Source organism: Chitinimonas sp. (assembly GCF_041904975.1).
In the GTDB taxonomy this organism is placed as follows: domain Bacteria; phylum Pseudomonadota; class Gammaproteobacteria; order Burkholderiales; family Chitinimonadaceae; genus Chitinimonas.
Genome location: NZ_JAYRLZ010000024.1, coordinates 1 through 26,274, shown reverse-complemented (window position 1 = coordinate 26,274; position 26,274 = coordinate 1). Strand labels below are relative to the sequence as shown.

Below are 26,274 nucleotides of genomic sequence, written 5' to 3'. Positions count from 1 at the left end.
GCGCGACCCTGCCTTGCTGGGCCGTATCCAGTCCAATGCCGACCTGCTGGCTCGCCATGCCGCCAATCCGGGCGGACTGACCGCCTATGTGTTTGCCCGCACGGCGCAAGGCTTTGCCGTGCGCTTTTTCTGGGTACAGAACGGCTCGCTGGGCGAAGACCCCGGCACCGGCTCCGCTTGCGCCAATCTGGGCGGCTGGTGGCGGGCGCGCCATCCTGGTGTGGCGCTGGATGCGCGGGTGGAACAAGGCGACTTTATCGGCCGGCCCAACCGGCTATCGCTGACAGTTAGCCAAGATGGCGCGATCAGGGTGGGCGGCCAGGTGGTGGAAATCGGTCGGGGCAGCTTGGACTGGTAGCACAGGCGCCGACTGTGCCTAGCGGCTTGGCTTGGTGTTTGCTTCTGCACAACGCCGAGCCAATACGGAGACGCCCATGTCCATCCAGCCACTATCGCGCCCAGCCTTTGCCGCCTTGTCGAGCTATCGAGCAGACAGCATCAAGCCAAGCACAGCCGCAACGACGGCAAAAGACGCCGCCACGGTCAGTATTTCTGCCGCCGCACGCGCACGCCTGGCGGCGGAAGATAATGTGGCGAGCAGTGTAGTAATGGTCGACACCAACCATGGCACCATGCCAATGGACCTGGAGAACTACTTCAAGCCAAACGGCCCGGTTAACCTCGACGAGTTACCGCTACTTCTGCCAAGTCGGAAAAATGTCGACGCACTGACCGGGTACATCTCCAGCCATATGCCCGGCTTCCTGGCCCGCAATGGCATCCCCAGTCCACCTGCCAGCGTCAGCTACGACGAAAATGGCGCGCTGCAATTGCCTGCCAGCTATTCGCACGCGGAAGCCTTCAAGCAGGCGCTTAGCCGCGAACCGACCATGGAGCGAACCATGCGTACCGCCGCCGCCCTGTCTTCCCATCTGGTTGGGCTAAGCAAGCTCGCCCCCTACTACCAGGAAATGGAAGGCGCTACCTCCCAGGCTGCCGCGGACGCCATTGTGGAGAAGTACCGCCATCTGCTGAGCAGCGGCGGCCGGGGCGAAATGATTGCGCTCAACTTCAGCAGCGATGGCAAGGCCAGCATCAGCCACAACGGCAAATCGCTCGATCAGCTCTGAGGCATCTGATCAATATCGCGCCGGAACAGATAGCGCCCCTCGTCGCTCGACTCTGACACAAAGCGATAGCCCTCGCTGTTGAACGCCTGCAGCGCCTGTGGTTCATCAATGCGGTTCTGCACGGCAAAGCGCGCCATCAGGCCGCGCGCCCGCTTGGCATAAAAGCTGATGATCTTGTACTTGCCGGCCTTGCCATCTTCAAACACGCATTGCAGCAGCCGGCCCTTCAGCTGCTTGGGTTTGACCGCTTTGAAGTACTCATCAGACGCCAGATTGACCAGCACCTTATGCTTTTGCCTGGCCAGATTCGCATTGAGAGCGTCAGTCAGCGTCTCGCCCCAGAACGCATACAGATTGCTGCCTTTCGCATTGGCAAGGCGCGTACCCATTTCCAGGCGATAGGGTTGCATCCAATCCAAGGGCCGCAACAGGCCATAGAGGCCAGACAGGATGCGCAGATGCTGCTGCGCATAGTCCAGATCAGCCTCGCTGAGGCTGGCGGCGTCCAGCCCTTCGTACACATCGCCCATAAACGCCAATAAGGCCTGCTTGCTATTGCTGGCGGTAAAGCGCGGCGACCACGCCTGGTAGCGCGCGACATTGAGCGCGGCAATCTTGTCCGACACGGTCATCAGGCTGGCGATATCGGCGGGCGTTTTAGCCCGCAGGATATCGATCAATTGGGCCGATTGCTCGATAAAGGCAGGCTGGCTGTGCTTCGCGATATGCGCCGGCGTTTCAAAATCGAGGGTTTTGGCAGGAGAGATGACAAACAGCATGCAATGATCCAAACGAGGCATGACGGCGGGCGCCGATTCTAACCGCTCCCCTTGCGTGGCGGGGAGTCTATGCTGAAAGCCTCGCGTGCACGGCGCACCTGCTGCAGTCGCCGTCGAACAGCGCCTTGCCCAAGGCCTGCCGCCCCTGATCCGGACCGAACGGAGAGCCCCATGCCAAGCACATCTTTAGTCGAACCGCTGTTGAAGAGCCTCTACCTGTTGGCCACCATGGTCGAAGCGCGCGACCCGTATACCGGCGGCCATCTGTGGCGGGTATCACAGTTCGCGCGCACCGTCGCCATTGATATGGACTTGCCGGATGCCGATATTGCCCGCATCACCCTGGGCGGCTTTCTGCATGATCTGGGCAAGATCGGCGTGCCCGATGCCATCTTGAACAAGCGCGACAAGCTCAGCGACGACGAATATGCGGTGATCAAGACCCATCCCGATATCGGCGCCCGTTTGCTCAGCGCCCATCCGCTCAGCAGCATGGTCCTCGCTGCGGTGGTGCAACACCATGAGACGCCTGACGGGCGCGGCTACCCGGCCGGGCTCAAGGGCAGCGAGATTGCGCTGGATGCACGCATCGTCGGCGTCTGTGATGCGTTCGACGCCATGAGCAGCAGCCGCCCGTATCGCGCCGGCATGCCGCTGGACAAGGTGCTCGGCATTATCGAAGCGAATCTGGGCAGCCAGTTCTGCCCCGAAGCTGGCTCCCGCCTGCTGCGTCTTGGCCAGGGTGGCGCGCTCAACCATATCATCGGCCACAGCGAAAGCGGCATACCCTTGCAGGCCTGCCCAGGCTGCCATGCGCCGATTGCCGTGCGCCGGCAGCAATTGAATGGCGGTGCGCTGTTCTGCCGCGCCTGCGCCGGCGAGTCGGAGCTGATAGTAGAAGACGGCCTGCCGCGCATCAGCCTCACCGGTCGCGTGGGCAATGCACGGCAGCTGGAAGCCGATATCGACGAGCTATTGATAGGTGAGCTGGTTGGCGAAGCCAGCCGTCACTTGGATCTGGCCGGCTTTGCCGCCTGAAATGCCCAGGCACGGCCGGCCCGGCTCCAGCTATCAAATCTTGTGCATCAGCTTCAGCACCACGAGCACGATGGCCACGCCCCAGGCCACGGCGCCGGCGATCTTCCAGGCCGAATAGGGGCGCTCGCCCTGTACCGTGCCGGTCTGGCCATTGACCAGAAAGCGGTAGGTCTTGTCGCCATAGCGGTAGCTCGATAGCCAGATCGGCAGCAGGATGTGCTTGAACGTCACATCGTAGTAGCTGGGCACCATGCTGACCACGCGCTGGCGGTCGCCGCCGATATCGTGGCAGATCGCCTGCTCGATTTCCGGCACCATCTGCTTCTGTGCTTCGCCAAAACCGGGCTCCAGGCCGAGCTGGTAGGCCTCGACGGTAAAGCCGGACAGGAAATCCTCGCGATACGGTTGCAGCCGGTCAAGGCGCCACGGCGCCAGCTCGGCCGCATAATTGCGCGGCACCGAGCTGGAAGCCGGTACCAGCACGTCGTCAAAGCTGACCGACACATTGCCGCTCACCGGCCACCAGCGCACCCGCTCTACCTGCCGCGTCTTGCGCTCGCCGTCTTCGGTATAGGTTTCGGTTTCGAAATACACATCGCCGCGCTCGCCCACATAGGGGGTCTGGGTATTGGCGTCATAGGTCCAGTAGGGCAGATAGATACCCTTGAGACCGTTTTCGGCGCGATGGGCTTTTTTCAGCGCATTCGGCGCAAACCACAGGCCATCGATCCAGTTCTTGAAACGACTGCGCGCATCGCGCTCATTGATATCGAACGGCGCCACCGCCTTGGGCTGGATGGTGCGTTGGGTGTAGGCGGCGCTGGCAATCAACGGCGCGGCACAGAAAGGGCAGCGATCAGCGGTGACATTGGGCGGCAACTGGCTGGCCGCGCCGCAGCCGGGGCACTTTACCGTTTGCCGCTCCAGCGTTGGCTCGTTGCCAGCCTGCTTTGCCAGATAGGCCTTGAAGTCCAGCTCTTCGACTGCCTCGGCAGCCGCTTCTGGCGCAGCCGCCTCGATGGCATTTTCGGCGCCACAGTAGGGGCACTTGAGCGCATGCTGGCCCGGCGCATATTCGAGTTTGGCGCCACACGATGTGCAGGGATAAAACGTGGTGGTCATATTGAAGGGGTCCAGAATCGGGCATTTCCCGGTTAGCTGTCGCGTAGCGAAACCAGCTGTTCGCCACCTGCATTCAAGCAGCGAAAAGGCCGTCGCACTGGCGACGGCCTTGGCCGACTACGGCTTGATTACTGCGGCAAGGGCGGCGGGGTATTGGCAAACAGGCCAGCCAGATCGGCCTGCTCTCCGGCCTTGCCCCAAGCCGCCATGCCCTGCTTCCACACCAGGCTGTCGCGGTTGAGGCTGCCACCAGCCTGCTGACCTTGCAGGGTGGCCAGATCAAACGGGCCGGTCTGCTGGCCGTTGACCGCCACAAAGTAAGACACCGCACCCGGAATCGGCGGCGGCACTACCGGTGCCGGAGCGGCTGCCGGCGCAGTGCCGGAGATCCCGCCGCTGACTTCGCCGGTCTGCTGGAACAGCTGGCCCATGCCCTGCGCCATCGAGCCACCCACCCCCATGCCCATGATCATGCCGGGCATGCCCGGGTTGCTGGCCGCGTCGCGAATCGCCTGTGCGGCTTGGTATTGGGCAAAGTTCTGCATATTGCCGATGGCACGCATGGCGCCTTGCTGGTCGATGGCGCGCTCGACTTCTTCCGGCAGGCCGATGTCCTGCACCTGCACTTCGCACAGTTCCAGCCCGAGCTTGACGAAATCTTCGGCGATTTTCTCGCGGATCTTTTCGCCGACTTCGGTGACATGGCTTTCCAGATCGATCACCGGCACGCCAATCGAGGGCATTACTTCCTTGATGCGCACCCCGACCTTGCCGCGCAGATTGGCCTCGATATCAGCCACCGAAAAATCGCCCTGGGTGCCGACGATATCGACCAGGAAGGTCTTGGCATCGTGAATGCGGATGCTGTAGATACCGAAAGCCGTAACCCGTACCGCGCCGAATTCCGGATCGCGCATGGTGGCCGGCCCGGCCGTGCCCCACTTCAGATCGGTGAACTTGGTAGTATTGAAGAAATACACCTCGGCCTTGAATGGCGAGTTGAAGCCATATTTCCAGCCCTTGAGGGTGGCGAGAATCGGCAGATTCTGCGTGCTCAGCTCATACATGCCGGGGCCGAATACATCGGCCACCTGGTCTTTGCCGAGCTGGCCTTCATTGACCATTGCGGCCAGCTGGCCGGGGCGCACGGTGAGTTTGGCGCCATTCTTGATTTCGTTCTGATAGCGCTCGAAGCGATGCACCAGGATATCGCTGCGATCCTGGGTCCATTCGACGATATCGATAAATTCATTGGTAAGCTTGTTCCAGAGTCCCACGACGTTTCTCCATTGATTGATGTCGGGCCGTATCGCGCAAGATAGCGCAAAGGCCTGCATGGGCCAATACCTGATGACAGGCGCGTTATCCGGCTAGAATGCCGCCTTTACGCCGTCTTGAGTCGCCCATGTCGTTTCCTGCCCTGTTGCGCCTGTTGCAATGCCTGCTGCTATGCAGCGCCGCCCTGTCACTGCATGCCGCCCCCGGCACCGAGGAGGTGTTCGAGCGCTTCAAGGACCGGGTAGTTCAAGTACGGGTGATCAATCTGTCGGCCGGCAGCCGCATCGGCTATGGCTCCGGCTTTGCGGTAGAGGGCGGCAAGCGTCTGGTCACCAATTACCATGTGATTTCGCGTCTGGTGCTGGCGCCCAAACAGCACCGCATCGAATTGCGCCTGGTCAGTGGCAAGACCATGGGCGCCAGCCTGCAAGCCTTCGATGCCATTCACGATCTGGCGGTACTGGTACCGGAGCAGCCCTTGTCCAGCGGCTTTTCCCTTGCTGCCAACCTGCCGGCACAGGGCCTGCGCGTGTATTCCTTTGGTGTGCCCAATGATCTGGATTTCACCATTGTCGAGGGCACTAATAACGGCCTGATCGGCTACACCTTTTACGATCGCGTGCACTACACCGGTGCCATCAACCCCGGCATGAGCGGCGGGCCGGCCATCGATGCCGATGGCCAGCTGGTCGGCGTGAATGTAGCCAAGGAAGGCGATGGCGTGTCGTTTCTGGTGCCGGCCAGCAGCGTGACGGACCTGCTCAAGCAGGCGCCGGCCGGTGCAGACCGGCGTGCGGTGTTGCGCAGCCAGCTCCTGGCGCATCAAGACCGGGTAATGAACGCCCTGCTGGCGCAGCCACTACCGCAACACCCGCTGGGGCGCTATCGCCTGCCCGGCCAGTTCGCCAGCTATCTGCGCTGCTGGGGCGAGTCCGATGGCCACGACAAGCAGCGTTACAAGCAAGCCGCCTACCAGTGCGGCAATCAGGACGCGCTGTTTCTGGACGAGAACTTCAGCACCGGCGATATCGCCCTGCAGCATCAGTGGTTCGGCCGCGGCGAGTTGGGCAGGCTGGCGTTTGGCGAGCTGGTCAACGGCGTCGCCAAGGCCTCACCGGATGGCGCCGTCGGCAATCCGGACGAGCTTGGCAATTTTGTCTGCGAACACGGCGCCCTGGCCCAGCGCGGCGGGGTGATGCGCACTGCGCTTTGCCTGCGCAGCTATCGCAAGCTGGCCGGCCTGTACGATCTGGCCCTCAAGGTGGCGCGCAGCGATGACGGCCAGGAAGCGGTGATCAGCTCGGTGCGTGTCAATGGCGTGAGCCGCGACAATGCCATGCGCTTTGCCCGCCGCTATGTGGAGGCCATGCAATGAATACCCTGTTTATCGAAGAGCTGGACCGCGCCGGCCGGGTCGAGCACCGCCACCGCCTCGCCGGCCCCAGCGTCACCATTGGGCGCGGCTATGGCAATGATGTGATCATCGACGACCCCAAACTCGGCGCCGAGCACTTGCAGCTACTCGTGCACGACGACGGCTTGCAGCTGAGCAGCCTGGCATCGGCCGGCGCATTTACCGTTGCTGGTAAGCCGCAGCAACACTGGCGGGTGGACCAGGATGCGGTGGTCCATGTCGGCGATACCCGGCTGCGTTTTCGCACCGCCGACTATCAGGTGGCCCATGCCGAGGCGCCGGCACGCTATGACTGGCGCGCGCGGCTGGAGCGACCGCAGCTGGCTTTCGGCCTTTATCTGCTCGCCCTGTTGGTGCTCAGCGTGCAAAGCTGGCTGCACGAAACCGATATCCTGTCGCCGCTGAATCAGGCCATGCCGCTGCTGGCGTTGGCAATCGGCATGCTGGTGTGGGCCGGTGGCTGGGCGCTCAGTTCGCGCCTGCTGGTAAAGCATCATCACTACCCCACGCATCTGGCGGTGGTGTCGATGGTCGTGCTGGCTGCCGTGCTGCTGCTCGACAGCGTGGTCGAGCCACTGAGCCTGTTGTGGCTGCCCGGCTGGCTGTACCCGGCCAGCTTTACCGCCCTGGCGGCGCTATGGCTCTATGCGCACCTGCGCCTGTGCAGCCAGGGCAGTCGCCGACCGCTGCAGCTGGTGCTGCTGACCGCCGCCGCCGGTGCCGCCTATTTCACCCTGGATATGTACAGCGAAGCACACCGCTTCTCGCCGCATATTCCGGCCGATGTGCGGGTAAGCACCGTCGTGCCACCGGCCTGGCAGCCGAGCGAGACACCCGAGCAGTTCTTCAGCCGCGCCGGCACCCTGGCCGATGAGGCCGATGCCGCCGGCCAGCGCATCGACTAGCCCGGCTCGCCCGGGCTCTCAGCATTGACCGCCGGCCTGCGTCCCGGCGCGGCCGGCCAGGGCAGGCCCCACGGCTCGGTCAGCGCCGGCCAGTCGGAGAGAGAAGGCCAGGCTTCACCATAGGCTGGTGGGCAGCGGTAGCGAAAGTCCACGCCATCCAGGCAAAAATCCAGCGCATAGGCGTGCAGATAGCCACGATCGGCCGCTGCACCGCCATAGCGCACGTCGCCAAGAATCGGGCTGCCCAGCGCCTTCAGCGCCACCCGGATCTGATGGGTACGTCCGGTCAGGGGCCGCACCACGAACAGGCGCCGCCCGCCACCGAGGCCATGGGAGAAAAACTGGGTCAGCGCCGGATCGTGGCATTGCTGGCTCAGGCGCCAGCTGCCATTGCGCCCCTTCTCCATGTCGCCGCGCAGCATGCCTTGCTTCTTGGCAGGTGCCTTGTCCGACAGCGCAAGATAGAACTTGCCGATCGCGCGGCCGGCGAACTGCTCGCCCAGTAGCGCCGCACCAGCGGCATCGCGCGCCAGCAGCAACAAGCCCGAGGTCAGTTTGTCGAGCCGATGCACCAGATGCAGGCCGCCAATGCCGGTCTGCTCGCGCACCCGGTCAAGCAAGGCCGGCGTGCCATCGGCGTCACGGTGGCAGGCAAGGCCGGCCGGCTTGTCCACCAGCAAGAAGTGGCGCTCTTCGGCGATGATGGGTATCTGCATAAACACTCAATAAGCGGGGCCGTACAAGCAAAAGGGCGGCCGAAGCCGCCCTTTTGTGGCTAGCCGCCAGCGATCAGTTGCTATTGCGCTTGACCAGACGCTCGCTCAGGGCATTGAGATTGCCCAGCGAGAACAGGTGTGCGTAGACCAGCGACAGCAGACCGCGCTTCAACCAGTCGGCTGCCTTGTCAGCGGGAATCTCGCGCAGCTTGTCTTCGTCGATGACAAACATGCCGTCCATATTCACCGTTTCGCCACCGGGCAATTCGGCACTGGCCGATACCGATTTGAGCAGGCCGGCATCAACGATTTCCTTGATCCACACCTTGTCGCGGTTGGCATCGTCGCGCAGGCGGAACAGGATCTCGGCCATCTGCTTGGTCGAATCGGTCGGCTGGCCGTTTTCGAACAGCGGCATGCCGTCCGGGCTGCTCAGATCGCGGGCACCCACTTCGTCGATACAGACGATGGCATCGCCACCCTCGACTTCGCTGGTGATAAACGGATAGCGGCGCAGGAACACCGGCACATAGCGGGCATCCCACTTGCCATCGGCAGCAACGAACAGGTTTTCCTGCTGGCGGAAACCCAGCATGGCCAGTGCGGCGTAGTCGTTCTCGCCGGTCTGGGCAAAGGCGATGACATATTCACGCGATACATCGCCGAACTCCGGGCCGACTACCGGCACAGCATGGGCCTGGGAGGCAAAACCGTAGTTGTCGACTTGCTTGAGCTTGAGTTCGCCGTGTTCGGCCGGGTGCAGCGGTTTGACTTCCTGATACATGGAGCTTCCTTGTTGCGCGCAATGCGGCGGTAAAGAGTGCCCGCCTAGGGGCTGGGGTATTGCCTGTCCGATCCGGTCTGGCTCTATCAGCCATACCGGTTGGGGCCGGCGCTATTCTGGCATGGTATTGGCTGCCGGCGCACGCGCCAACAGCAGAACGGCGGCGATGATAACCGCGCCACCACCGAGTTGCCACGCCGTCAGTCGTTCATCGAGCAGCAAATAAGCCGCAGAAATGGTGACCACCGGCTCGAAGGTCGACAGCATGGCCGCTTCCGATGCACCTACCCGGGCCAAGCCGGCAAAGAACGCCAGTGCGGCTACCACGCTACACAATACGCCGATGGCGACCACGGCCAGCCAACCCACCGCAGTGTGCGGTAGCGCCGGCTTGTGCAGCGCAGCAGCCAGGGCAAAGGTGATGGCGCCACCGAACATCACCACGGTGGAGCTGGGCAAGGCACCGGCCTTTGGCGTCAGCTTGGTGCCCACCGCGATATACACCGAGTAGATCAATGCCGCGCCCAGGCCAAAGGTAATGCCGAGCGGCGAGCCATTGAGGGCATTGCCCACAGTCAGCGCCAAGCCCAGCGTCGCCATGCCCAGGGCTGCCAGCTTGCGTTGCGTCAAGGGCTCATGCAGCCACAACGCCGCGATCAGGGTGACGATCACCGGAAAGGTATACAGCAGCAGCGCCGTCAGCGAGGCGCTGGCATGGTTGAGCGCGCTGAAATAGCAAAATGCCTGGCCGGCATAACCCACGCCCCCCATCGCCAGCAAGCCCAGTGCCAGCTTGCCGCGCGGCCACGGCTCGCGCCGCCACACCATGACCGCCGCCAGGCAGGCAGCGGCAATCGCGAAACGCAGCATCAGTACTGCCTGGGTGTCGGCACCGCTGGCATAGGCCAGGCGGCCAAACAGCGGCATGACACCAAAGCACGCTGCCGACAGCAGGATCAGCAGGGCGCCAGACAGGCGGCGGGATAACCGGGGCATGGCAACAATCCGCAAGACAAAGCCGCAAGACTAGCAGCCAGCCGTCTTCCGGTGTTGCGGCTTATGCGCTAGTCAGCCGGTGCGGCGGGCGACGCGGCCGTGGCGGTTGCGCGCTGCCGCTCATTGCGAAAATGCCACCAGGCCAGCAGCAACGCCAGACCCTGCAGCACGGCGCACAGATAGAAACTCGCACCCATGCGCCAGTCATGCGTATCGAGATGCCCCACTCGCGCCAGGATGGTGGTGCCGATCAGCGGCCCGAAGATGATCGCCAGGCTGTTGATCGCATTGAGCGAACCCTGGGTAAGCCCCTGCTCGGTGGCTGGCACCGCCTTGGATACGATTGCCTGCAAGGCAGGCCCGGTGGCAAAGCTGAGCATATTGGCGAAGATCACCAGATACATCATCCAGCCCTCGGTGATGGTGCCGTACAGAAAATACGCCATGGTGGCCGAGGCAAAACCCGCCAACACCAGCTTTTGCTCACCGAACAGCTTGAGCAGCCGGCTTTGCAAGCCGCCCTGCACCACTGCGCCGGTGAGGCCAACGACAAACAGCGCGATGCCGTTATCGCGCGGCGTCCAGTGAAAGCGGTAGCTGGTGTACAGCACCCAGGTGGTCTGCAGGATGAATTGGGCAAATACCGACAAGGCGAACACAAAGATCAAGCCGCCCACCCCCTTCATCCGCCCCAGATTCAGCAAGGCCGAGAAAGGATTGGCCCGCTTGAACGAAAACGGGTTGCGACGCTCGGGCGGCAAGGATTCCGGCAACACAAAATAGCCGTAACACCAGTTGAGAATGGCCAGGCCGCCGGCAACGAAGAAGGGGGTACGCACATCATGGCCGCTGAGCAAGCCACCCAGCATCGGGCCAAAAATAAAGCCCATGCCGAAGGCCGCACCGAGCATGCCATAGGCCTTGCCACGCTGTTCCGGCTCGGTGATATCGGCGATATAGGCATTGGCCACCGAAAAACTGGCGGCGGTGCCGCCGCTGACGATGCGGATCAACAACAAGGTCAGCAAGGATGTCGCCAGCGCATGGGTAAACAGGCTGACACCGAGGCCGAAGATCGACAGCAGCAACACCGGCCGGCGGCCGAACCGATCGCTGAGCGCGCCCAGCGCCGGGGTGCAGAAGAACTGCATCACGCCATACATGGCAGCCAGAATGCCGTACCAGTGCGATTGCTCGTCCGGGCTATGGGTAAAGGTACCGATCAAGGCCGGCAACACCGGAATGATCAGGCCGATGCCCAGCACATCGAGAAACACGGTGATCAGGATAAACGCCTGGCTGGCCTGGCGGTTCTTGCCAAAGAATGCGGAACTCACGGATTTGCCCTTGCTGTCTGCCAAATTGACGCTGACTATAAAAGCCTCACGCAAGGTGAGGTCAACCGTGAGCAGGCGATGCTGCAACTGCGCGCCACCCTGCCCGCCTCCCCGCCAGGGAGGCGCTGAACCCATCCACGGTCGCACCCCATGGCGCGGTTCCGATGGATCGGCGTGAAGCAAGGCATGATCAACGATTTACGCGCTACTGCATAAAACCCGGTTTTCCCGGGGCCGACCATGCCAGTTAAGTCGTCGACGCGATCAGCACCTTCCTAAGGCGCGGCAGGCGCCTTAAAGCTCTGCACCACGCCGCTGCCATCCTCATCCTGCCAGGTCGACTCCTGATAGTTGCCAGCCGTGTAGTCGCCAATTGCCCGCCGCCAGAACGCCTGAGCGCCGGTATTCTCGGCAATCTGCCGCACCTCCCAGCTGCCGGGAAACCGATCGAACAGCGCATGTGCTGCCCGCGCCCCCACCCCGTGCCGCCGCACGCTGCGCAACACAAAGAACTGCAGCACATCGTGCACGCCTTCGCGACCATCGAGCTGGCTCTTGTTGTCGACCATGGCAAAGCCGGCCGGCACGCCGCCATGGCGGATCAGAAAGGCGCGATGGATATCGATGAAATAGCGCTGGAATTTCTCCTCATCGAGAAACAGGCCATTTTCCTTCAGTGCCCAGCCGGTCATCTCGGAGAAATCGTAGGAATACAGTTCGGCCAAGGCGCGCAGCAAAGGGCGCTCGGCTTCGGTGAACGGGTGCAGGCTTACGCTTTGGTCCATCGATCATGCTCCGCATGGCATTCGTAATAGGCCAGATCCTGCCAGGCCCCACCTTGCAAAAACGCGCGTCGTGCCAGGCCAAAGCGCTGGAAGCCGTTTTTCTCCAGCACCCGCTGCGAGCCGCGATTGAATTCGGCCACCGTCGCCTCGACCCGCCACAAACGCAAATCGGTAAAGGCCAGTGCCATCGCCTGCGCTACCGCCGAACTGGTCACCCCACGTCCTGCCTCGCTTTCGGCTACCCGGTAACCGAGGCTGGCACTATGAAACAGCTTGCGCTCGACGCTGGTGAAATTGACCCTGGCCACTACCGCCGGCCCGCGCCACACCAAAAAGGCATAGCCGCGATCCGCCTCACGATCCGCCTCCAGGGTGCGCAAGGAGGCAGCTACCGCCTCCGGGGTATAAAAGGCATCGCCGCGACTATTGATAAAGCGCTCGAAATAGTGGCGATTGGCCATTTCGAAGGCGAACAATGCTTCAGCGTCGGCTACGCTAGCCGGGCGCAACGCCAGGTCAATGCTCACCGGATCGACTCCACACCACGATTGGCCAGACCATCGGCGCGTTCATTGCCGGCGTGGCCGGCGTGGCCCTTGACCCAGGCCCATTCGACCTGGTGCTGGCTGCGTGCCTGATCCAGCCTTTGCCATAGCTCGGCATTCTTCACCGGCTTCTTGTCGGCGGTTTTCCAGCCATTGCGCTTCCAGCCGTGTATCCAGCTCTCGATGCCATTCTTCACATATTGCGAATCAAGCCAGACCTTGACCTTGCACGGGCGGATCAGGCTTTCCAGCGCCATGATCACCGCCATCAGCTCCATGCGGTTATTGGTAGTGTCGCGCTCGCCGCCAAACAGCTCTTTTTCGCGGCCCTTGTAAACCAGCAAGGCGCCCCAGCCGCCGGGGCCGGGGTTGCCCTTGCAGGCGCCATCGGTATAGGCGACGACAACGTCGTCGCCATCGCGCGGCGCAGGCGCGGCGCCGCTCACCGGCGACCCTTGGGGGCGGCTTTGGCCGCCTTGGCTACGCTTTCCGGCACCAGGCTGTACTGGTATTCGTCGCTCTTGCTGCCCTTGAAGTTGTCGGCATTCGGGATGGTTTTCACCAGCTTGAAGCCGAGTTTTTCCACCAAACCCACCGATGCCTTGTTACGGGTATCGACAAAGGCCTTGAATTCCTCGGCCATAAACGGGCCTTCCAGATGGGTGCACAAGCGGCGCAACGCTTCGGTGGCATAGCCGCGGCGCTGATGGGCGGTAAACATGGTCCAGCCGAGGATGGCGGCATTGTCCTCATCCACCGTTGCCTGCACATAGCCCACATATTCGCCATCAGTCAGACGCACCGCCCAATTCAGCCACCATTCGTCACCACTGGGCGAACTACGGCTTTCCAGGCGCTTGTAGCGTGCTGCCAGGGCTTCGACGCTGGCCGGCGGCTCTTGCGGGATGAACTGGTAAAGGTTGGGATTGGACAGGCCGGCAAACAGCTGCGCGGCATGGGCTTCGGTGATCGGTTCCAGCGTCAAGCGCTCGGTGGTGAGTACGGCATTCGCAGCGCTCATGGTTTTTCCTCGTCTATCAAAGTCTTGTACAACATCATCAACATCCCTGCCGTCGCCCCCCAGATGATCTTGCCCTGCCAGTCCAGCGCATAGCTGACCAGGCGGTTCTCGGGCAGGTTCAGCCCTTTCTCGCGAAAGTTGCTCCGGTCGAGCAGCCAGGCCAGCGGTACCTCGAAGGCCTCGGCCACTTCGTCGGCCTGCAGGGTCAATTCAAACCCCGGTTTCACCATGGCCACCACCGGTGTCACCCGGTAGCGGCTGATGGTGGTGTAGTGCGCCAGCCGGCCCACCGGGCAGATAAAGTGCTCAGCCAGACCCACTTCTTCGGCGGTTTCGCGCAAGGCGGCCTGTTCGGGCGTTTCCTCGAGCTCCATGCGTCCACCAGGAAAACTGATCTGACCCGCATGCTTGGCCAGGCGCTCGGTACGCTTGGTGAACAGCACGGTGGCGCCGCTGGCATGCAGGATGATGGGAACCAGCACCGCAGCGGGAGTGGTATCGCCATCAATATGGATATCAGAGGAAGCCGGCTGTCGGGCGGTATCGAGGCGCTGGGCAAACCAGCTACACGCAGCGTCGAAATCGGTTGGCAGGGTCAACATCGTCGTATTTTACCAGCGCAAGGCCGTAAACCAATCCCGTTTACACACTGACGACGCCGCGCCGCCGCTGCGGGGTGGAAAGACGCCCCTACACCTTGGGCAGGCGCAGATCGCGCGCGTGGGCAATCAGGCGGATCGACAATCCTGCCGCAAACAAACACCACACCAGTACCGTGCCATCCAGATGCCAGCGCGACGCGGCATAGAGGAGACCTGCCACCAGCATCGACACCGTGCCATACACATCCTTGTGCAGGATAAAGGGCACATCGTTCACCATCATGTCGCGCACGATGCCGCCGCCGACCGCCGAAACAAAGCCGATAAACACCACACCGAACAGATTGAGCCCGTAATGGATGCCCAGCTGTGCGCCGGCAAGGCTGAATGCAATCAAGCCAATTGAATCGCAGACGATGAACAGCCTATGCATGCCGGGGCCGTAAACCTTGTGCAGGCTAGCCGCCCAGCTGGCCAGCAAGGTGGCGACAATCACCCAGAGCGAGCTGGCGTCGAAAAAAATCACCGGAATGCGATTGAGCAGAACATCGCGGATGATGCCGCCGCCGATGGCAGTGAGCACCGCCACGATCAACACGCCAAGCAGATCGAAGCGTTTTTTCACCCCGATCAGATAGCCTGATACCGAAAAGGCGGCAGTGCCGACCAGGAATAGCCAGTCCATGTCGAACAGCAGCTTTGCCAAGGCCTGCATCACGATGCGTGCTCTGCCGGGCGCTGCAAGTCGAAACGAAACACGATATTGCGATGCGGCGTGCCATCGATGACGAAATCGGTTTCGCCTATGCGCTGCCAGCCCAAGGCATCGTAAAACGCCAGCGCCCGGGCGTTGCGATGCCACACTGTCAGCCACAGCGCCTTGGCGCCGTCGCGGCGCGCCATCTCGGCCGCCCGCGCCAGCAGGCGTGCACCAATGCCTTGGCGCTGCGCATGGCGCGACACATACACCGCGTCCAGCTCATGGCGCAAGGCCGGGTCGCAAGGGCACAGCGCATCGCGATGCAGCGTCAGCACGCCCAGAAGATTGCCATCGCGCTCGGCAACGATGCGCTGTTGCGTCGGGTCGTTCAGGCGCGCCAGCTGCTCTGCATCGGTAAACGAGGAAAATACAAAGCCGGCTATGGCAGAGTTGATGCCGTCAATGGCATAGGTATCGAGCCACACCTGCATCGACAAGGCGGCAATCAGCGGGCTATCAGCAGCCACAGCGTGGCGTATCGTCACACTCATGCCGCATTGCGCCCCGGTTGCCAGCATACATCCGGCACGCCGGCCGCCACATTGGCGCAGCGTGCCAATACAAACAGCAAGTCGGACAGGCGATTCAGATAGCGCGGCGCCAGTGGCGACACCGCCTCGTTTCCAGCCAGCGCCACCAGTTCGCGCTCGGCGCGCCGGCACACGGTCCGCGCCACATGCAGGGCAGCTGCAGCACGCGAGCCGCCGGGGAGAATGAATTCCTTCAAGGGCGACAAGTTGGCATTGTGCACGCCCACCTGCTCCTCCAGCCGCAGCAGATGTGCCTCGACCAAGGCGATGCGGCCGGGAATGCACAGCTCGCCACCCAGATCGAACAGATCGTGCTGTACGATAATCAGGCAATCGCGCACCGTGTCCGGCAGGGCTTCAGCCAGCGCCATGCCAAGATGGCTGTTGAGCTCGTCGAGCTCGCCCAGCACCTGGATACGATGACTGGCTTTGGACACCCGGCTGCCATCGCCAAGGCCGGTGCTGCCATCATCGCCGGTACGGGTCACTATCTTGCTAAGTCGGTTGGCCATCGGGGCATCCAGAAAAATTCGCGCCGGATTGAATCACGACATGGCGCGCGCGCCAAGCTCATTCACCAAAACAAACGGCCCCATGCTCAGATGGGGCCGCGTATCGCCTGAACCATGGGACTAAGCCGGTTCGGCCACTTCCTGGAAGTTCAATACCACCTGATCATCGCTGCCCAGATCGATGGTGACCTCGCCACCGCCCGCCAGGCGACCAAACAGCAACTCGTCGGCCAGCGCCTTGCGTATGGTGTCCTGGATCAGCCGCGACATCGGCCGTGCACCCATCAGCGGATCGAATCCCTTCTTGGACAGATAGGCCTTCAGCGCATCGCTGAAATGCACTTCGACCTTCTTCTCGTGTAGCTGGCTCTCCAGTTGCATCAAGAATTTATCCACCACCTGCAGGATGATTTCCGGCGTCAACGGGCCAAAGCTGATGGTGGCATCGAGGCGGTTACGGAATTCCGGCGTGAACAGGCGCTTGATCTCGGCCAATTCGTCCCCGACCGCCTTGTTGCTGGTGAAGCCGATACTGCTCTTGTTGAGCGACTCGGCGCCGGCATTGGTGGTCATGACGATGATCACATTGCGGAAGTCCGCCTTGCGACCGTTGTTGTCGGTCAGCGTGCCATGGTCCATCACCTGCAGCAGCACATTGAAGATATCCGGATGGGCTTTTTCGATCTCGTCGAGCAGCAACACCGCATAGGGATGCTTGGTAATGGCCTCAGTCAACAAGCCACCCTGATCAAAACCGACATAGCCGGGCGGCGCGCCGATCAGACGACTGACCGCGTGCCGCTCCATATATTCGGACATATCGAAGCGGATCAGCTCAATCCCTAGCGTGTACGCCAGCTGCCGTGCCACTTCGGTCTTGCCGACACCGGTGGGGCCGGAAAACAGGAAGGAGCCGATCGGCTTTTGCGGGTTGCCAAGGCCGGCGCGGGCCATCTTGATGGCGGTGGCCAGTGCATCGATTGCCTTGTCCTGACCGAACACGACATTTTTCAGGTCGCGATCCAGCGTCTTGAGCGCATTGCGATCATCGCTCGACACATTCTTGGGCGGAATCCGCGCGATCTTCGCCACGATTTCTTCCACTTCCGGCTTGCCGATGGTCTTTTTCTGGCGCGATTTGGGCAGGATCTTCTGCGCAGCGCCCGCTTCATCGATCACATCGATGGCCTTGTCCGGCAAATGGCGGTCGTTGATGTACTTGGCGGCCAGCTCGGCAGCGGTCGACAGGGCAGCAGCCGTGTACTTGACGCCATGATGCTCCTCGAAGCGGCTCTTGAGGCCCTTGAGGATCTCCACCGTCTGCTCGATGCTCGGCTCGGCCACGTCGATCTTCTGGAAGCGCCGGCTCAGCGCATTGTCCTTCTCGAAAATACCGCGGTATTCGGTGTAAGTGGTGGCGCCGATGCATTTGAGCTGGCCATTGCTGAGCGCCGGCTTGAGCAAGTTCGATGCATCGAGCGTACCGCCCGATGCGGCGCCTGCTCCGACGACCGTGTGGATTTCGTCGATAAACAGGATGGCGTGGCGATCTTCAGTCAGCTGCTTCAGCACCGCCTTGAGGCGCTGCTCGAAATCGCCGCGATACTTGGTGCCGGCCAGCAAGGCGCCCATATCGAGCGCGTAGACAGTGGCATCGGCCAGGATATCGGGCACATCGCCCTCGATGATCCGCTTCGCCAGGCCTTCGGCAATGGCGGTCTTGCCGACGCCAGCCTCACCCACCAGCAAGGGGTTGTTCTTGCGGCGCCGGCACAGTACCTGGATCACCCGCTCGATTTCGCTATCGCGGCCAATCAGCGGATCAATCTTGCCCTGGCTGGCTGCTTGATTCAGGTTGAGGGTAAAGCTCTCCAGCGCGCCATGGTTTTGCGATTCGCTTTCGGATTCCTGCTCGTTGTCGTGCTTGGGCGCAGCCGGGCCGCTGGCGGGCGGCGCCACCTTGCTGATGCCATGGGAGATGAAATTCACCACATCGAGGCGGGTGATACCCTGCTGGTGCAGGAAATACACGGCATGCGAATCCTTCTCGCCAAAGATGGCGACCAGGACATTTGCCCCGGTGACTTCTTTCTTGCCAGACGACTGGACATGCAGGATGGCGCGTTGAATGACCCGCTGAAAGCCGATGGTGGGCTGCGTCTCCACTTCGGCGCTGCCAGCCACCAAGGGCGTGTGCTCCGCCACAAAATCGGTCAGCTCGCGGCGCAGCGGGTCGATCTTGGCACCGCAAGCACGCAGCACTTCGGCGGCAGAAGGGTTATCCAGCATGGCGAGCAGCAGATGCTCGACCGTGATGTATTCATGGCGCTTTTGCCTGGCCTCCACAAAAGCCGTGTGCAGGCTTACTTCGAGTTCCTGGGCAATCATCAGTTTTCCTCCATGACACATTGCAGCGGGTGCTGATGCTGCCGTGAAAAATCCAAAACCTGCGTAACCTTGGTCGCGGCGATATCCTTGGGGAAGACACCGCAGACCCCCTTGCCTTCGGTATGAACCTTCAGCATGACCCGGGTGGCCCGTTCGTAATCCATTGCAAAGAACTGCTGCAATACCATGATCACAAACTCCATCGGGGTGAAATCGTCGTTCAACAGCAGGACCCGGTAAAGCGGCGGGGGTTTGACCTCTGTAGGCGACTTGGCGAGATCGACGCCATCGTCGTGTTGTGTAGCCATGGCTTAAATGTAGTGAAGAGCAGTTGCAACCGTAACTCAATTTTGGCCCGACCATCGAGCATTTCAAGTGATGTATTTCTCCGACAATCCCGATGGATGGTGGCAGCCGGTGCTTGACGCCAGTGCTGGCGGGGCGGTACAAGGCGAACGTTTGGATTCAAGTTGGTAGCTAGTACCGGCTGTCGGCTGTACGCGGTTGTCGTAGTACCTGAAGTGCCAGTCTTGCGAGCCTTGAACCATAACAACATGCCTAGCGGCTCGCCGCTTTGTACTTACGCAACCGCATTACGAGGAAACACACGATGGCAACCGGTACCGTCAAGTGGTTCAATGACGCCAAGGGCTTTGGTTTTATCACCCCCGATGATGGTGGTGAAGACCTGTTCGCCCACTTCTCGGCGATCAATATGGCTGGCTTCAAGACCCTGAAGGAAGGCCAGAAAGTGTCTTTCGAAGTCACCCAAGGCCCGAAAGGCAAGCAAGCTTCGAACATTCAGAACGCCTAAGCGTTCTTAAGTTCAACAAAGAACCCCGCCTTGGCGGGGTTCTTTGTTTTTGGCGAGCTGACAAACGGTCAGCGCCATTTCCGGTAGCAGATGGCGCAAACGCGCCATCTGTCCGACGAGCGGCTTACATGCGGGCGATCATGGCATCGCCAAACGCCGAGCACGATACTTCGGTCGCGCCGTCCATCAGGCGGGCGAAGTCATAGGTGACCTGCTTGTCGGAAATCGCCTTCTCCATCGAGCTGATGATCAGGTCGGCAGCTTCCTTCCAGCCCATATGGCGCAGCATCATTTCGGCCGACAGGATCAGCGAACCGGGGTTCACCTTATCCTGGCCGGCATACTTCGGAGCGGTACCGTGGGTGGCTTCAAACATGGCCACCGAATCGGACAGATTGGCGCCCGGGGCGATACCGATACCGCCAACCTGAGCGGCCAGTGCGTCGGAGATATAGTCGCCATTGAGGTTCAGGGTGGCCACTACGTCATACTCGGCCGGACGCAGCAGGATCTGCTGCAGGAAGGCATCAGCAATCACATCCTTGATCACGATACCGTTCGGCAGCTTCAGCCATGGGCCGCCGTCGATCTCGACGCCGCCGAATTCATTCTTGGCCAGGGCGTAGGCCCAGTCACGGAAGCCACCTTCGGTGAACTTCATGATATTGCCCTTGTGGACAATGGTGACGCTCTTGCGGCCGTTGTCGATGGCGTACTGGATTGCCTTGCGTACCAGACGCTCAGTACCTTCCTTCGAAACCGGCTTGATGCCGATCGACGAGGTTTCCGGGAAGCGGATCTTCTTCACGCCCATTTCGGTCTGCAGGAAGCCGATGACCTTCTTCACCTGCTCGCTACCGCTCATCCACTCGATACCGGCATAGATGTCTTCCGTGTTCTCACGGAAGATCACCATATCGGTCAGGTCCGGGCGCTTCAGTGGCGAAGGCACGCCGGTGAAGTAGCGCACCGGGCGCAGACAGGTGTACAGATCCAGTTCCTGGCGCAATGCCACGTTCAGCGAACGGATGCCGCCGCCAACCGGCGTGGTCATCGGGCCCTTGATCGACACCACGTATTCTTTCAGCGCGGCCATGGTTTCTTCAGGCAACCAGACGTCGGAGCCGTAGATCTTGGTCGACTTCTCGCCGGCGTAGATTTCCATCCAGTGGATCTGCTTCTTGCCGCCATAGGCCTTGGCCACGGCTGCATCGACCACCTTCTTCATCACCGGGGTGATATCGACACCGATACCATCGCCTTCGATAAACGGGATGATGGGCTGGTCGGGAATGGGCTGGCCGGCTACGATTTTCTGGCCGGCGGCGGGAACCTGGATATGCGATTGAGTGCTCATGCCTGCTCCGAGAGAGTGCTTGGGTGTGGGGAAAGGCCGCTTGTGGCAACCTGCTGAACAATTTCTAGAACAACGCCGTCACGATGAAAAGTCGGCGCGGTTAACTCGCCATTATCGGGCAAAATACCCCTTGCCCGCCAGTTTCGGCGCCAGCAGCCCGTACATGCCCTAGGCGGATCGCCACGAGCCGAGCTCGGCAACCGTGCGGCGAACCTCACAAAATCACGCTATGAATCAGCGTGTTGCAATACCCACCCGATATGCCAGCTGTCTGACGTACGGCTTACGCCCACCCGGAAAATACGCTGCAAATCGATGCAAAAGACTGCCATGCCCGAACTCATCCTCTTCAACAAGCCCTATGGCGTGATTACGCAGTTCTCGGAACATGCGCTGCACCCTACCCTGTCGAACTTCATCGTCGCGCCGGGCTTTTATCCGGCCGGCCGGCTCGATACCGACTCGGAAGGCCTGCTACTGCTGACCAATGACGGCAAATTGCAGGCCCATATCGCCGACCCGCGCCACAAACTGCCCAAGACCTACTGGGTGCAGGTTGAAGGCACGCCGACCGAGGCGGCGCTGGAGGCGCTGCGCCGTGGTGTCAATCTGGGTGACTTCATCACCTTGCCGGCCGAGGCCGAGCTGATCGCCGCGCCGGACATCTGGCCGCGCACCCCGCCGATACGGGTGCGCAAATTCATCCCCGACAGCTGGATCGCCCTGACCATCCGCGAAGGTAAAAACCGCCAGGTACGCCGCATGACTGCCAAGGTGGGTTTTCCGACCCTGCGGCTGATCCGCATGCGCATCGGCGACTGGACGCTGGATGATATCGAGCCAGGAGATTGGGTGCGCCGGACCGCTACCTTGACCAAACCTGCACGACCGGGGCTGCGCGGACGCCCTTGAGCATTCCATCCAAACCCAACATCTTGAACCACAGCGCGCACAGAAAACGCAGAGCAGGCAAAGAGGGAAAGTTGCGTAGGTCGGAATTCATTCCGACAGCGGTGCCCGAATGTGCCCACCGGGCTCGCAGAAACTGCCGCATTGCTGCGGGCGCCACACTAGCAATCCAAAAACGCCACAGCCTGCACGCTGCCCGCCGTTCCGGCTGCGCCCTGTGTACGCTGTGATGAGTGAATGTCTGCAAAGAGACCCGCAATATGCTGATTACCACCGGCCAGCACCCCAAAGCCATTGCCATTGCCCAGGCACTGATCGAGGGCTTTGACAAGCATTACGGCATCTTTCGCGAAGTGAGCCGGGCAGCCAAGGATCGCTTCGAGGCGGCCGACTGGCATGCGGTGCAGCGCGCCGCCAAGGAGCGCATCCGCTTTTACGATGAGCGGGTGGATGAATGCGTGGCGCGCCTGCATGAGGAGTTCCATGCCGACTGGCTGGACGACGATATCTGGCAGCAAGCTAAATTGCTGTTTGTCGGCATGCTGGTCAACCACAAGCAGCCGGAGCTGGCTGAAACGTTTTTCAACTCGGTGTGCTGCAAGATCCTGCACCGCAACTACTTCCACAATGATTTCATCTTTGTGCGGCCGGCCATTTCCACCGAATATATCGAGTCCGACCCACCCACCTATCGCAGCTACTACCCGCGTGCAGGCGGCTTTTTGCCCACCATCCGGCGCGTGGTGGAAGACTTTGGCTGGCGCCGCCCGTTTGCCGATATCGCGCGCGATATCGGCTTTCTGGTCGAATCGGTGCGCGAGCATGTCGGCGGGCGCTGGCCCGAGCCGGAGGTGAATTTCCAGATTCAGGTACTGTCGAGCGCCTTTTATCGCAACAAGGCGGCCTACATCATCGGCAAGGCGGTCAACGGCAGCGTCGAGTATCCGTTTGCCATTCCGGTGCTGCACGACGAACACGGCCAGCTCTACCTCGACACCATCTTGCTGGAGCCGGCACGCATTGCCATCCTGTTTTCGCTGAACCGTGCCTACTTCATGGTGGATATGGCCTCGCCGTCGGGCTATGTCGGCTTTTTACGCTCGATGCTGCCGTTCAAGCCCAAGGCCGAGCTGTACACCATGCTGGGCCTGGCCAAGCAGGGCAAAACCGCCTTCTACCGCGATCTGATGCACCATCTGCGCCACTCGCGCGACGACTTCATCATCGCCCCCGGCATCCGCGGCCTGGTGATGCTGGTATTCACCCTGCCCTCCTTCCCCTATGTGTTCAAGCTGATCAAGGATGAGATTGCGCCCACCAAGGATGTCACCAAGGAGATCGTGCGCGCCAAATACCAGCTGGTGAAACAGCATGACCGGGTGGGCCGGATGGCCGATACGCTGGAATTTTCCAATGTCGCCCTGCCCAAGGCGCGCTTTACCGCCGAGTTGCTCGATGAATTGCGGCGCCTGGCGCCTAGCCTGCTGGAAGAGGATGAAGACGAGATCGTTATCCGCCATCTGTATATCGAGCGGCGCATGGAGCCACTCAATCTGTTCCTGAACCGCGCCAACCCCGAACAATTGGAAAAAGCCGTCATCGATTACGGCAACGCCATCCGTGAGCTGGCCACCGCCAATATTTTCCCCGGCGACATGCTGTTCAAGAACTTCGGCATCACTCGCTACGGCCGGGTGGTGTTTTACGACTACGACGAAATCGAATACATGACCGACTGCAATTTCCGCGAGATTCCGGAAGCGCCATCGCCGGAAATGGAAATGTCCAGCGAGCCCTGGTATCCGGTGGCCCGCAATGATGTATTCCCGGAAGAATTCGCCCGCTTTCTGCTCGGGCCCAATGAAATCCGCCGTGTTTTCCTCGCCCACCACCGCGATCTGCTCGACGCCAACTTCTGGCGCGCCCGACAAGCACGCATTCGTGCTGGGCATGTCGAGGACTTCTTCCCCTATGCCGATGAATTGCGCTTCAAGAGCCGCTTTGGCAAGGCGACTTAGGGAAGCGCTCAATCGTGCCGGCGCAACTCCCGCACGCCACGCCCCAGCTTGCGCCTGAGCAAGTTGCGCAGAGTGACGCCATCGGCATAGCCGACGCGCGCCGCAATCTGCTCGACGCTGTCCTGACTGGTTTTCAGCAAATGCACCGCCTGCTCGACGCGCAGATCCTGGAAATACGCCAGCGGCGACTTGCCCAATACCAGCTGCAGGCGGCGCGCCAGCGTGCGCTTGCTGGTGGCCATTGCCGTGGCCGCATCGTCAAGCGAAAAACCCTCGGCAAGCCGCTCGCGCGCCCAACGCTCAAACCGCTCCACCACGGGGTCGCTATGGGCCAGATGATCGGGGATCACATAGCCTGCCTGTGATGGCCGGCTATCCACCACCAGATAGCGTGCCGTCATGGCCGCCAGTGCCGGGCTGGCGCGGCGAATGATCCATAGCGCCATATCCATATGGCTGAGCGCCGCTCCGGCCGTCAGATGCTGCCCCGAGGCGATCACCATGCGCGACTCATCCAGCCTCACCCGTGGATAGCGCTGCCGGAACAACGGTGCCAGCCACCAACTGGTGGTGGCCTCGCCGCCGTCCAGCAAGCCCGCTTCGGCCAGGATAAAGCTGCCGATGCAGGCAGCAGCCACAAAACTGCCCGCCGCCGCCCATTGCTGCAGCACCACCATCGCATCAGCGACATCGGCACGCGACAGCGCCGGCAGTAGTTGCGCGGGGAGCTTGCAGCCCGGCGCCGGCACCACCACCAGATCAGGCGGCGTGAGATTGCGCACACTGTGAACCGGCACCTTGAGCCCCAGCGCCGTAGTGACCTGGCGCCGCACGCCCACCAGGCGCACATCGAAATGCGGCGCACGCTGATCGCCCAGACGCGCCAGCTCGTTTGCGGTAGTGAAAGCATCGAGCACGGTAGCAAGACCGGTATCGAACACGCCATCAATGACCAACACATAGATTTGCATGGCAACAATGATATCAATAATGTCAAAACAGCCAATAGTGATGCGCGGCAGCCGCGACTATTCTGCACGCCATTCCCACAAGCCCTGAAAGGCAGAAAACCATGCTGAAATTCGCCCTGTTCGCCCGCCTGCAAGCACAAGCCGGCAAAGAGCAAGCCGTTGCCGCACTACTGGAAAAAGCACTCGAAATGGCCAATCAGGAAGCCACCACGCCACTCTGGTTCGCACTACGCCTTGGGCCGGCAAGCTTCGGAATTTTTGATGCCTTCAGCAATGAAGCCAATCGCCAGGTACATCTGAATGGCCCGATCGCCGCAGCATTGATGGCGAATGCCGACGCACTGCTGGCTGAACCACCCAGCATTGAAGTCATCGACATTCTTGGCGCCAAGTTGCCGGCTTAGCGCGGCGATGCCAAGCGCGCAAGCCTGGCCGTGGTCATCGGCAAACAGGCCTGGGCGCGCAATCGCGGCGCCTGCCCGCGTAATGCAAAACCATCGACGCCAAATAAAAAAGGCCGCCCGGCTAATGCCCGGGCGGCCTTTCGGCTGATTGATCGACGGAAAAAACAGTCGATCAGTGAGCGTACAGGAAAGTATTGGCCATACAGGAAGTGAACAAGCCAGCAAGGACGGCTGCAAACAGTGCACGCATACCGATGGATGCGAGCGTCTTTTGCTGGTTCGGCGCCATCGAGCCGATGCCGGCCACGCAGATGCCCACCGAGCTGAAGTTGGCGAATGAGGCCAGCGCGAAGGTGGAAATCACCACCGAGTGATCGGATAGCAGGTGCTGCGACTGCATGCGCGCCAGATCGAGATAGGCGACGAATTCATTGATCACCACCTTCTGGCCGAGCAAGGATCCGACATGCAGCGACTCGTTCCAGCTCACACCAATGGCAAACGCCACCACCCGGAATACCTGGCCGAACAGATACTGCATCGACAGGCCATCAAAAGCCCCTTGGGTAGAAGCAGTAATGGCTGCATTGATGCCCCACCATTCGCCCACCACGTTATGCAGCAGCGAATTGGTCATGGCGATCAAGGACACGAAGGCAATCAGGATCGCAGCGATGATCACCGCCAGGCGCACACCATCGGCAGTACCTTGCACCACGGCGTTGATGAAATTGCCATGGTGGCCGTGGTCGTATTCGAACTTGCTGGCTTCACCGGGGTCGCGCTCGGTTTCCGGCAGCATCATCTTGGCAAACAGGATGGCGGCCGGCGCATTCATCACGCTGGACAGCAACAGGTAAGAGGCAAACCGCGCCTGCTGCTCGGGGTCGGCCCCGCCGAGAAACATCACATAGGCCGCCAGCACCGAGCCGGACAGGTGAGCCAGGCCACCGGTCATCATGGTCATCAGCTCGGAGCGGCTCATATTCTTGATGAATGGCTTCACCAACAGCGGCGCTTCGGTCTGACCCAGGAAGATATTGCCGGCCACCGCCAGGCTCTCAGCCCCGGTCAGGCGCATGGTGCGCTTCATTACCCAGGCGAACACCAGCACGACGCGTTGCAGGATGCCGAAGTGATAGAGCAGCGCAGTAAAGGC

At 61.3% G+C, this 26,274-nt stretch carries 29 protein-coding genes; 9 read left to right on the top strand and 20 right to left on the bottom strand.

Annotated elements, in window-relative coordinates:
- On the top strand, positions 1-358 hold a 358-nt coding region (locus ACE3OH_RS04210; protein WP_374348857.1), incomplete at its 5' end, for a PhzF family phenazine biosynthesis protein.
- A 76-nt stretch (positions 359-434) separates the two neighbouring features.
- A complete protein-coding gene (locus ACE3OH_RS04205) occupies positions 435-1,130 on the top strand; it encodes a hypothetical protein (RefSeq protein WP_374348854.1) in 696 nt (231 codons plus the stop codon).
- On the opposite strand, the gene yaaA is transcribed toward ACE3OH_RS04205, so the two are convergent.
- Positions 1,121-1,909, bottom strand: coding sequence for a peroxide stress protein YaaA (gene yaaA, locus ACE3OH_RS04200; RefSeq protein WP_374348851.1), 789 nt, complete (start codon positions 1,907-1,909; stop codon positions 1,121-1,123). The genes ACE3OH_RS04205 and yaaA overlap by 10 nt on opposite strands.
- A 171-nt stretch (positions 1,910-2,080) precedes the next feature.
- Here yaaA and ACE3OH_RS04195 point away from each other — a divergent pair, with 171 nt between their 5' ends.
- Positions 2,081-2,947, top strand: coding sequence for an HD-GYP domain-containing protein (locus ACE3OH_RS04195; protein WP_374348846.1), 867 nt, complete (start codon positions 2,081-2,083; stop codon positions 2,945-2,947).
- 33 nt (positions 2,948-2,980) lie between these two features.
- Here the strand turns inward: ACE3OH_RS04195 and ACE3OH_RS04190 are convergent, their stop codons facing one another.
- On the bottom strand, positions 2,981-4,069 hold the full coding sequence (locus ACE3OH_RS04190; RefSeq protein ID WP_374348843.1) for a hypothetical protein: 1,089 nt from the start codon (positions 4,067-4,069) through the stop codon (positions 2,981-2,983).
- A gap of 128 nt (positions 4,070-4,197) precedes the next feature.
- The gene (locus tag ACE3OH_RS04185) at positions 4,198-5,346 is read right to left on the bottom strand and encodes an SPFH domain-containing protein (protein WP_374348840.1); all 1,149 of its coding nucleotides are present in this window, start codon (positions 5,344-5,346) and stop codon (positions 4,198-4,200) included.
- A gap of 128 nt (positions 5,347-5,474) precedes the next feature.
- On the opposite strand from ACE3OH_RS04185, the gene ACE3OH_RS04180 reads away from it, so the two are divergent.
- Both ACE3OH_RS04180 and ACE3OH_RS04175 read left to right on the top strand, forming a co-directional pair.
- Entirely contained in the window at positions 5,475-6,722 is a 1,248-nt protein-coding gene (locus tag ACE3OH_RS04180; protein ID WP_374348838.1) for a serine protease, read from the top strand.
- On the top strand, positions 6,719-7,666 hold the full coding sequence (locus ACE3OH_RS04175; protein WP_374348835.1) for an FHA domain-containing protein: 948 nt from the start codon (positions 6,719-6,721) through the stop codon (positions 7,664-7,666). The genes ACE3OH_RS04180 and ACE3OH_RS04175 overlap by 4 nt, the downstream gene beginning before the upstream one ends.
- Here ACE3OH_RS04175 and ACE3OH_RS04170 read toward each other — a convergent pair.
- The 14 genes from ACE3OH_RS04170 to clpS form a co-directional block, all read right to left on the bottom strand.
- A complete protein-coding gene (locus ACE3OH_RS04170) occupies positions 7,663-8,382 on the bottom strand; it encodes a pseudouridine synthase (protein ID WP_374348832.1) in 720 nt (239 codons plus the stop codon). The two genes, ACE3OH_RS04175 and ACE3OH_RS04170, sit on opposite strands and share 4 nt — an antisense overlap.
- 73 nt (positions 8,383-8,455) lie before the next feature.
- A complete protein-coding gene (locus ACE3OH_RS04165) occupies positions 8,456-9,166 on the bottom strand; it encodes a SapC family protein (protein ID WP_374348829.1) in 711 nt (236 codons plus the stop codon).
- 111 nt (positions 9,167-9,277) lie between these two features.
- Positions 9,278-10,162, bottom strand: coding sequence for a DMT family transporter (locus tag ACE3OH_RS04160; RefSeq protein WP_374348827.1), 885 nt, complete (start codon positions 10,160-10,162; stop codon positions 9,278-9,280).
- A 68-nt stretch (positions 10,163-10,230) separates the two neighbouring features.
- Positions 10,231-11,499 (bottom strand): TCR/Tet family MFS transporter, encoded by a 1,269-nt coding sequence (locus ACE3OH_RS04155; protein ID WP_374348824.1) that lies wholly within the window; start codon positions 11,497-11,499, stop codon positions 10,231-10,233.
- A 275-nt stretch (positions 11,500-11,774) separates the two neighbouring features.
- On the bottom strand, positions 11,775-12,284 hold the full coding sequence (locus tag ACE3OH_RS04150; protein WP_374348821.1) for a GNAT family N-acetyltransferase: 510 nt from the start codon (positions 12,282-12,284) through the stop codon (positions 11,775-11,777).
- Positions 12,269-12,811: a GNAT family N-acetyltransferase gene (locus ACE3OH_RS04145; protein ID WP_374348819.1), complete on the bottom strand. Its 543-nt coding sequence runs from the start codon at positions 12,809-12,811 to the stop codon at positions 12,269-12,271. Before ACE3OH_RS04145 ends, ACE3OH_RS04150 begins: the two co-directional genes overlap by 16 nt.
- Positions 12,808-13,275, bottom strand: coding sequence for a ribonuclease HI (gene rnhA, locus ACE3OH_RS04140; RefSeq protein WP_374348816.1), 468 nt, complete (start codon positions 13,273-13,275; stop codon positions 12,808-12,810). Before rnhA ends, ACE3OH_RS04145 begins: the two co-directional genes overlap by 4 nt.
- A complete protein-coding gene (locus ACE3OH_RS04135; protein WP_374348813.1) occupies positions 13,272-13,850 on the bottom strand; it encodes a GNAT family N-acetyltransferase in 579 nt (192 codons plus the stop codon). Before ACE3OH_RS04135 ends, rnhA begins: the two co-directional genes overlap by 4 nt.
- Entirely contained in the window at positions 13,847-14,452 is a 606-nt protein-coding gene (locus tag ACE3OH_RS04130; RefSeq protein ID WP_374348810.1) for a CoA pyrophosphatase, read from the bottom strand. The genes ACE3OH_RS04135 and ACE3OH_RS04130 overlap by 4 nt, the downstream gene beginning before the upstream one ends.
- Before the next feature lie 88 nt (positions 14,453-14,540).
- Positions 14,541-15,167, bottom strand: a complete 627-nt coding sequence (locus tag ACE3OH_RS04125) for a trimeric intracellular cation channel family protein (RefSeq protein WP_374348807.1) — start codon at positions 15,165-15,167, stop codon at positions 14,541-14,543.
- On the bottom strand, positions 15,167-15,703 hold the full coding sequence (locus ACE3OH_RS04120) for an N-acetyltransferase family protein (protein WP_374348805.1): 537 nt from the start codon (positions 15,701-15,703) through the stop codon (positions 15,167-15,169). The genes ACE3OH_RS04125 and ACE3OH_RS04120 overlap by 1 nt, the downstream gene beginning before the upstream one ends.
- A complete protein-coding gene (locus tag ACE3OH_RS04115) occupies positions 15,700-16,254 on the bottom strand; it encodes a cob(I)yrinic acid a,c-diamide adenosyltransferase (RefSeq protein ID WP_374348802.1) in 555 nt (184 codons plus the stop codon). The genes ACE3OH_RS04120 and ACE3OH_RS04115 overlap by 4 nt, the downstream gene beginning before the upstream one ends.
- Positions 16,255-16,374: 120 nt before the next feature.
- The gene (gene clpA, locus ACE3OH_RS04110; protein ID WP_374348799.1) at positions 16,375-18,642 is read right to left on the bottom strand and encodes an ATP-dependent Clp protease ATP-binding subunit ClpA; all 2,268 of its coding nucleotides are present in this window, start codon (positions 18,640-18,642) and stop codon (positions 16,375-16,377) included.
- Positions 18,642-18,950 (bottom strand): ATP-dependent Clp protease adapter ClpS, encoded by a 309-nt coding sequence (gene clpS / locus ACE3OH_RS04105; RefSeq protein ID WP_374348796.1) that lies wholly within the window; start codon positions 18,948-18,950, stop codon positions 18,642-18,644. Before clpS ends, clpA begins: the two co-directional genes overlap by 1 nt.
- Positions 18,951-19,252: 302 nt before the next feature.
- Here clpS and ACE3OH_RS04100 point away from each other — a divergent pair, with 302 nt between their 5' ends.
- On the top strand, positions 19,253-19,456 hold the full coding sequence (locus ACE3OH_RS04100; protein WP_028445562.1) for a cold-shock protein: 204 nt from the start codon (positions 19,253-19,255) through the stop codon (positions 19,454-19,456).
- 124 nt (positions 19,457-19,580) lie between these two features.
- On the opposite strand, the gene icd is transcribed toward ACE3OH_RS04100, so the two are convergent.
- Complete coding sequence (icd, locus tag ACE3OH_RS04095) at positions 19,581-20,813, bottom strand: NADP-dependent isocitrate dehydrogenase (protein ID WP_374348791.1); 1,233 nt, start codon at positions 20,811-20,813, stop codon at positions 19,581-19,583.
- A gap of 330 nt (positions 20,814-21,143) precedes the next feature.
- Between icd and ACE3OH_RS04090 the strand changes: the two genes are divergently transcribed.
- Both ACE3OH_RS04090 and aceK read left to right on the top strand, forming a co-directional pair.
- A complete protein-coding gene (locus tag ACE3OH_RS04090) occupies positions 21,144-21,725 on the top strand; it encodes a pseudouridine synthase (RefSeq protein ID WP_374348788.1) in 582 nt (193 codons plus the stop codon).
- 257 nt (positions 21,726-21,982) lie between these two features.
- Complete coding sequence (gene aceK / locus ACE3OH_RS04085; protein WP_374348785.1) at positions 21,983-23,740, top strand: bifunctional isocitrate dehydrogenase kinase/phosphatase; 1,758 nt, start codon at positions 21,983-21,985, stop codon at positions 23,738-23,740.
- Between the two features lie 8 nt (positions 23,741-23,748).
- Here the strand turns inward: aceK and ACE3OH_RS04080 are convergent, their stop codons facing one another.
- Entirely contained in the window at positions 23,749-24,711 is a 963-nt protein-coding gene (locus tag ACE3OH_RS04080) for a GlxA family transcriptional regulator (RefSeq protein WP_374348781.1), read from the bottom strand.
- 101 nt (positions 24,712-24,812) lie between these two features.
- Here ACE3OH_RS04080 and ACE3OH_RS04075 point away from each other — a divergent pair, with 101 nt between their 5' ends.
- Positions 24,813-25,115, top strand: coding sequence for a putative quinol monooxygenase (locus tag ACE3OH_RS04075; RefSeq protein WP_374348779.1), 303 nt, complete (start codon positions 24,813-24,815; stop codon positions 25,113-25,115).
- Between the two features lie 172 nt (positions 25,116-25,287).
- Here ACE3OH_RS04075 and ACE3OH_RS04070 read toward each other — a convergent pair.
- Positions 25,288-26,274 (bottom strand): NupC/NupG family nucleoside CNT transporter (locus ACE3OH_RS04070; RefSeq protein WP_374348777.1); only part of this gene is annotated, 987 nt, incomplete at its 5' end.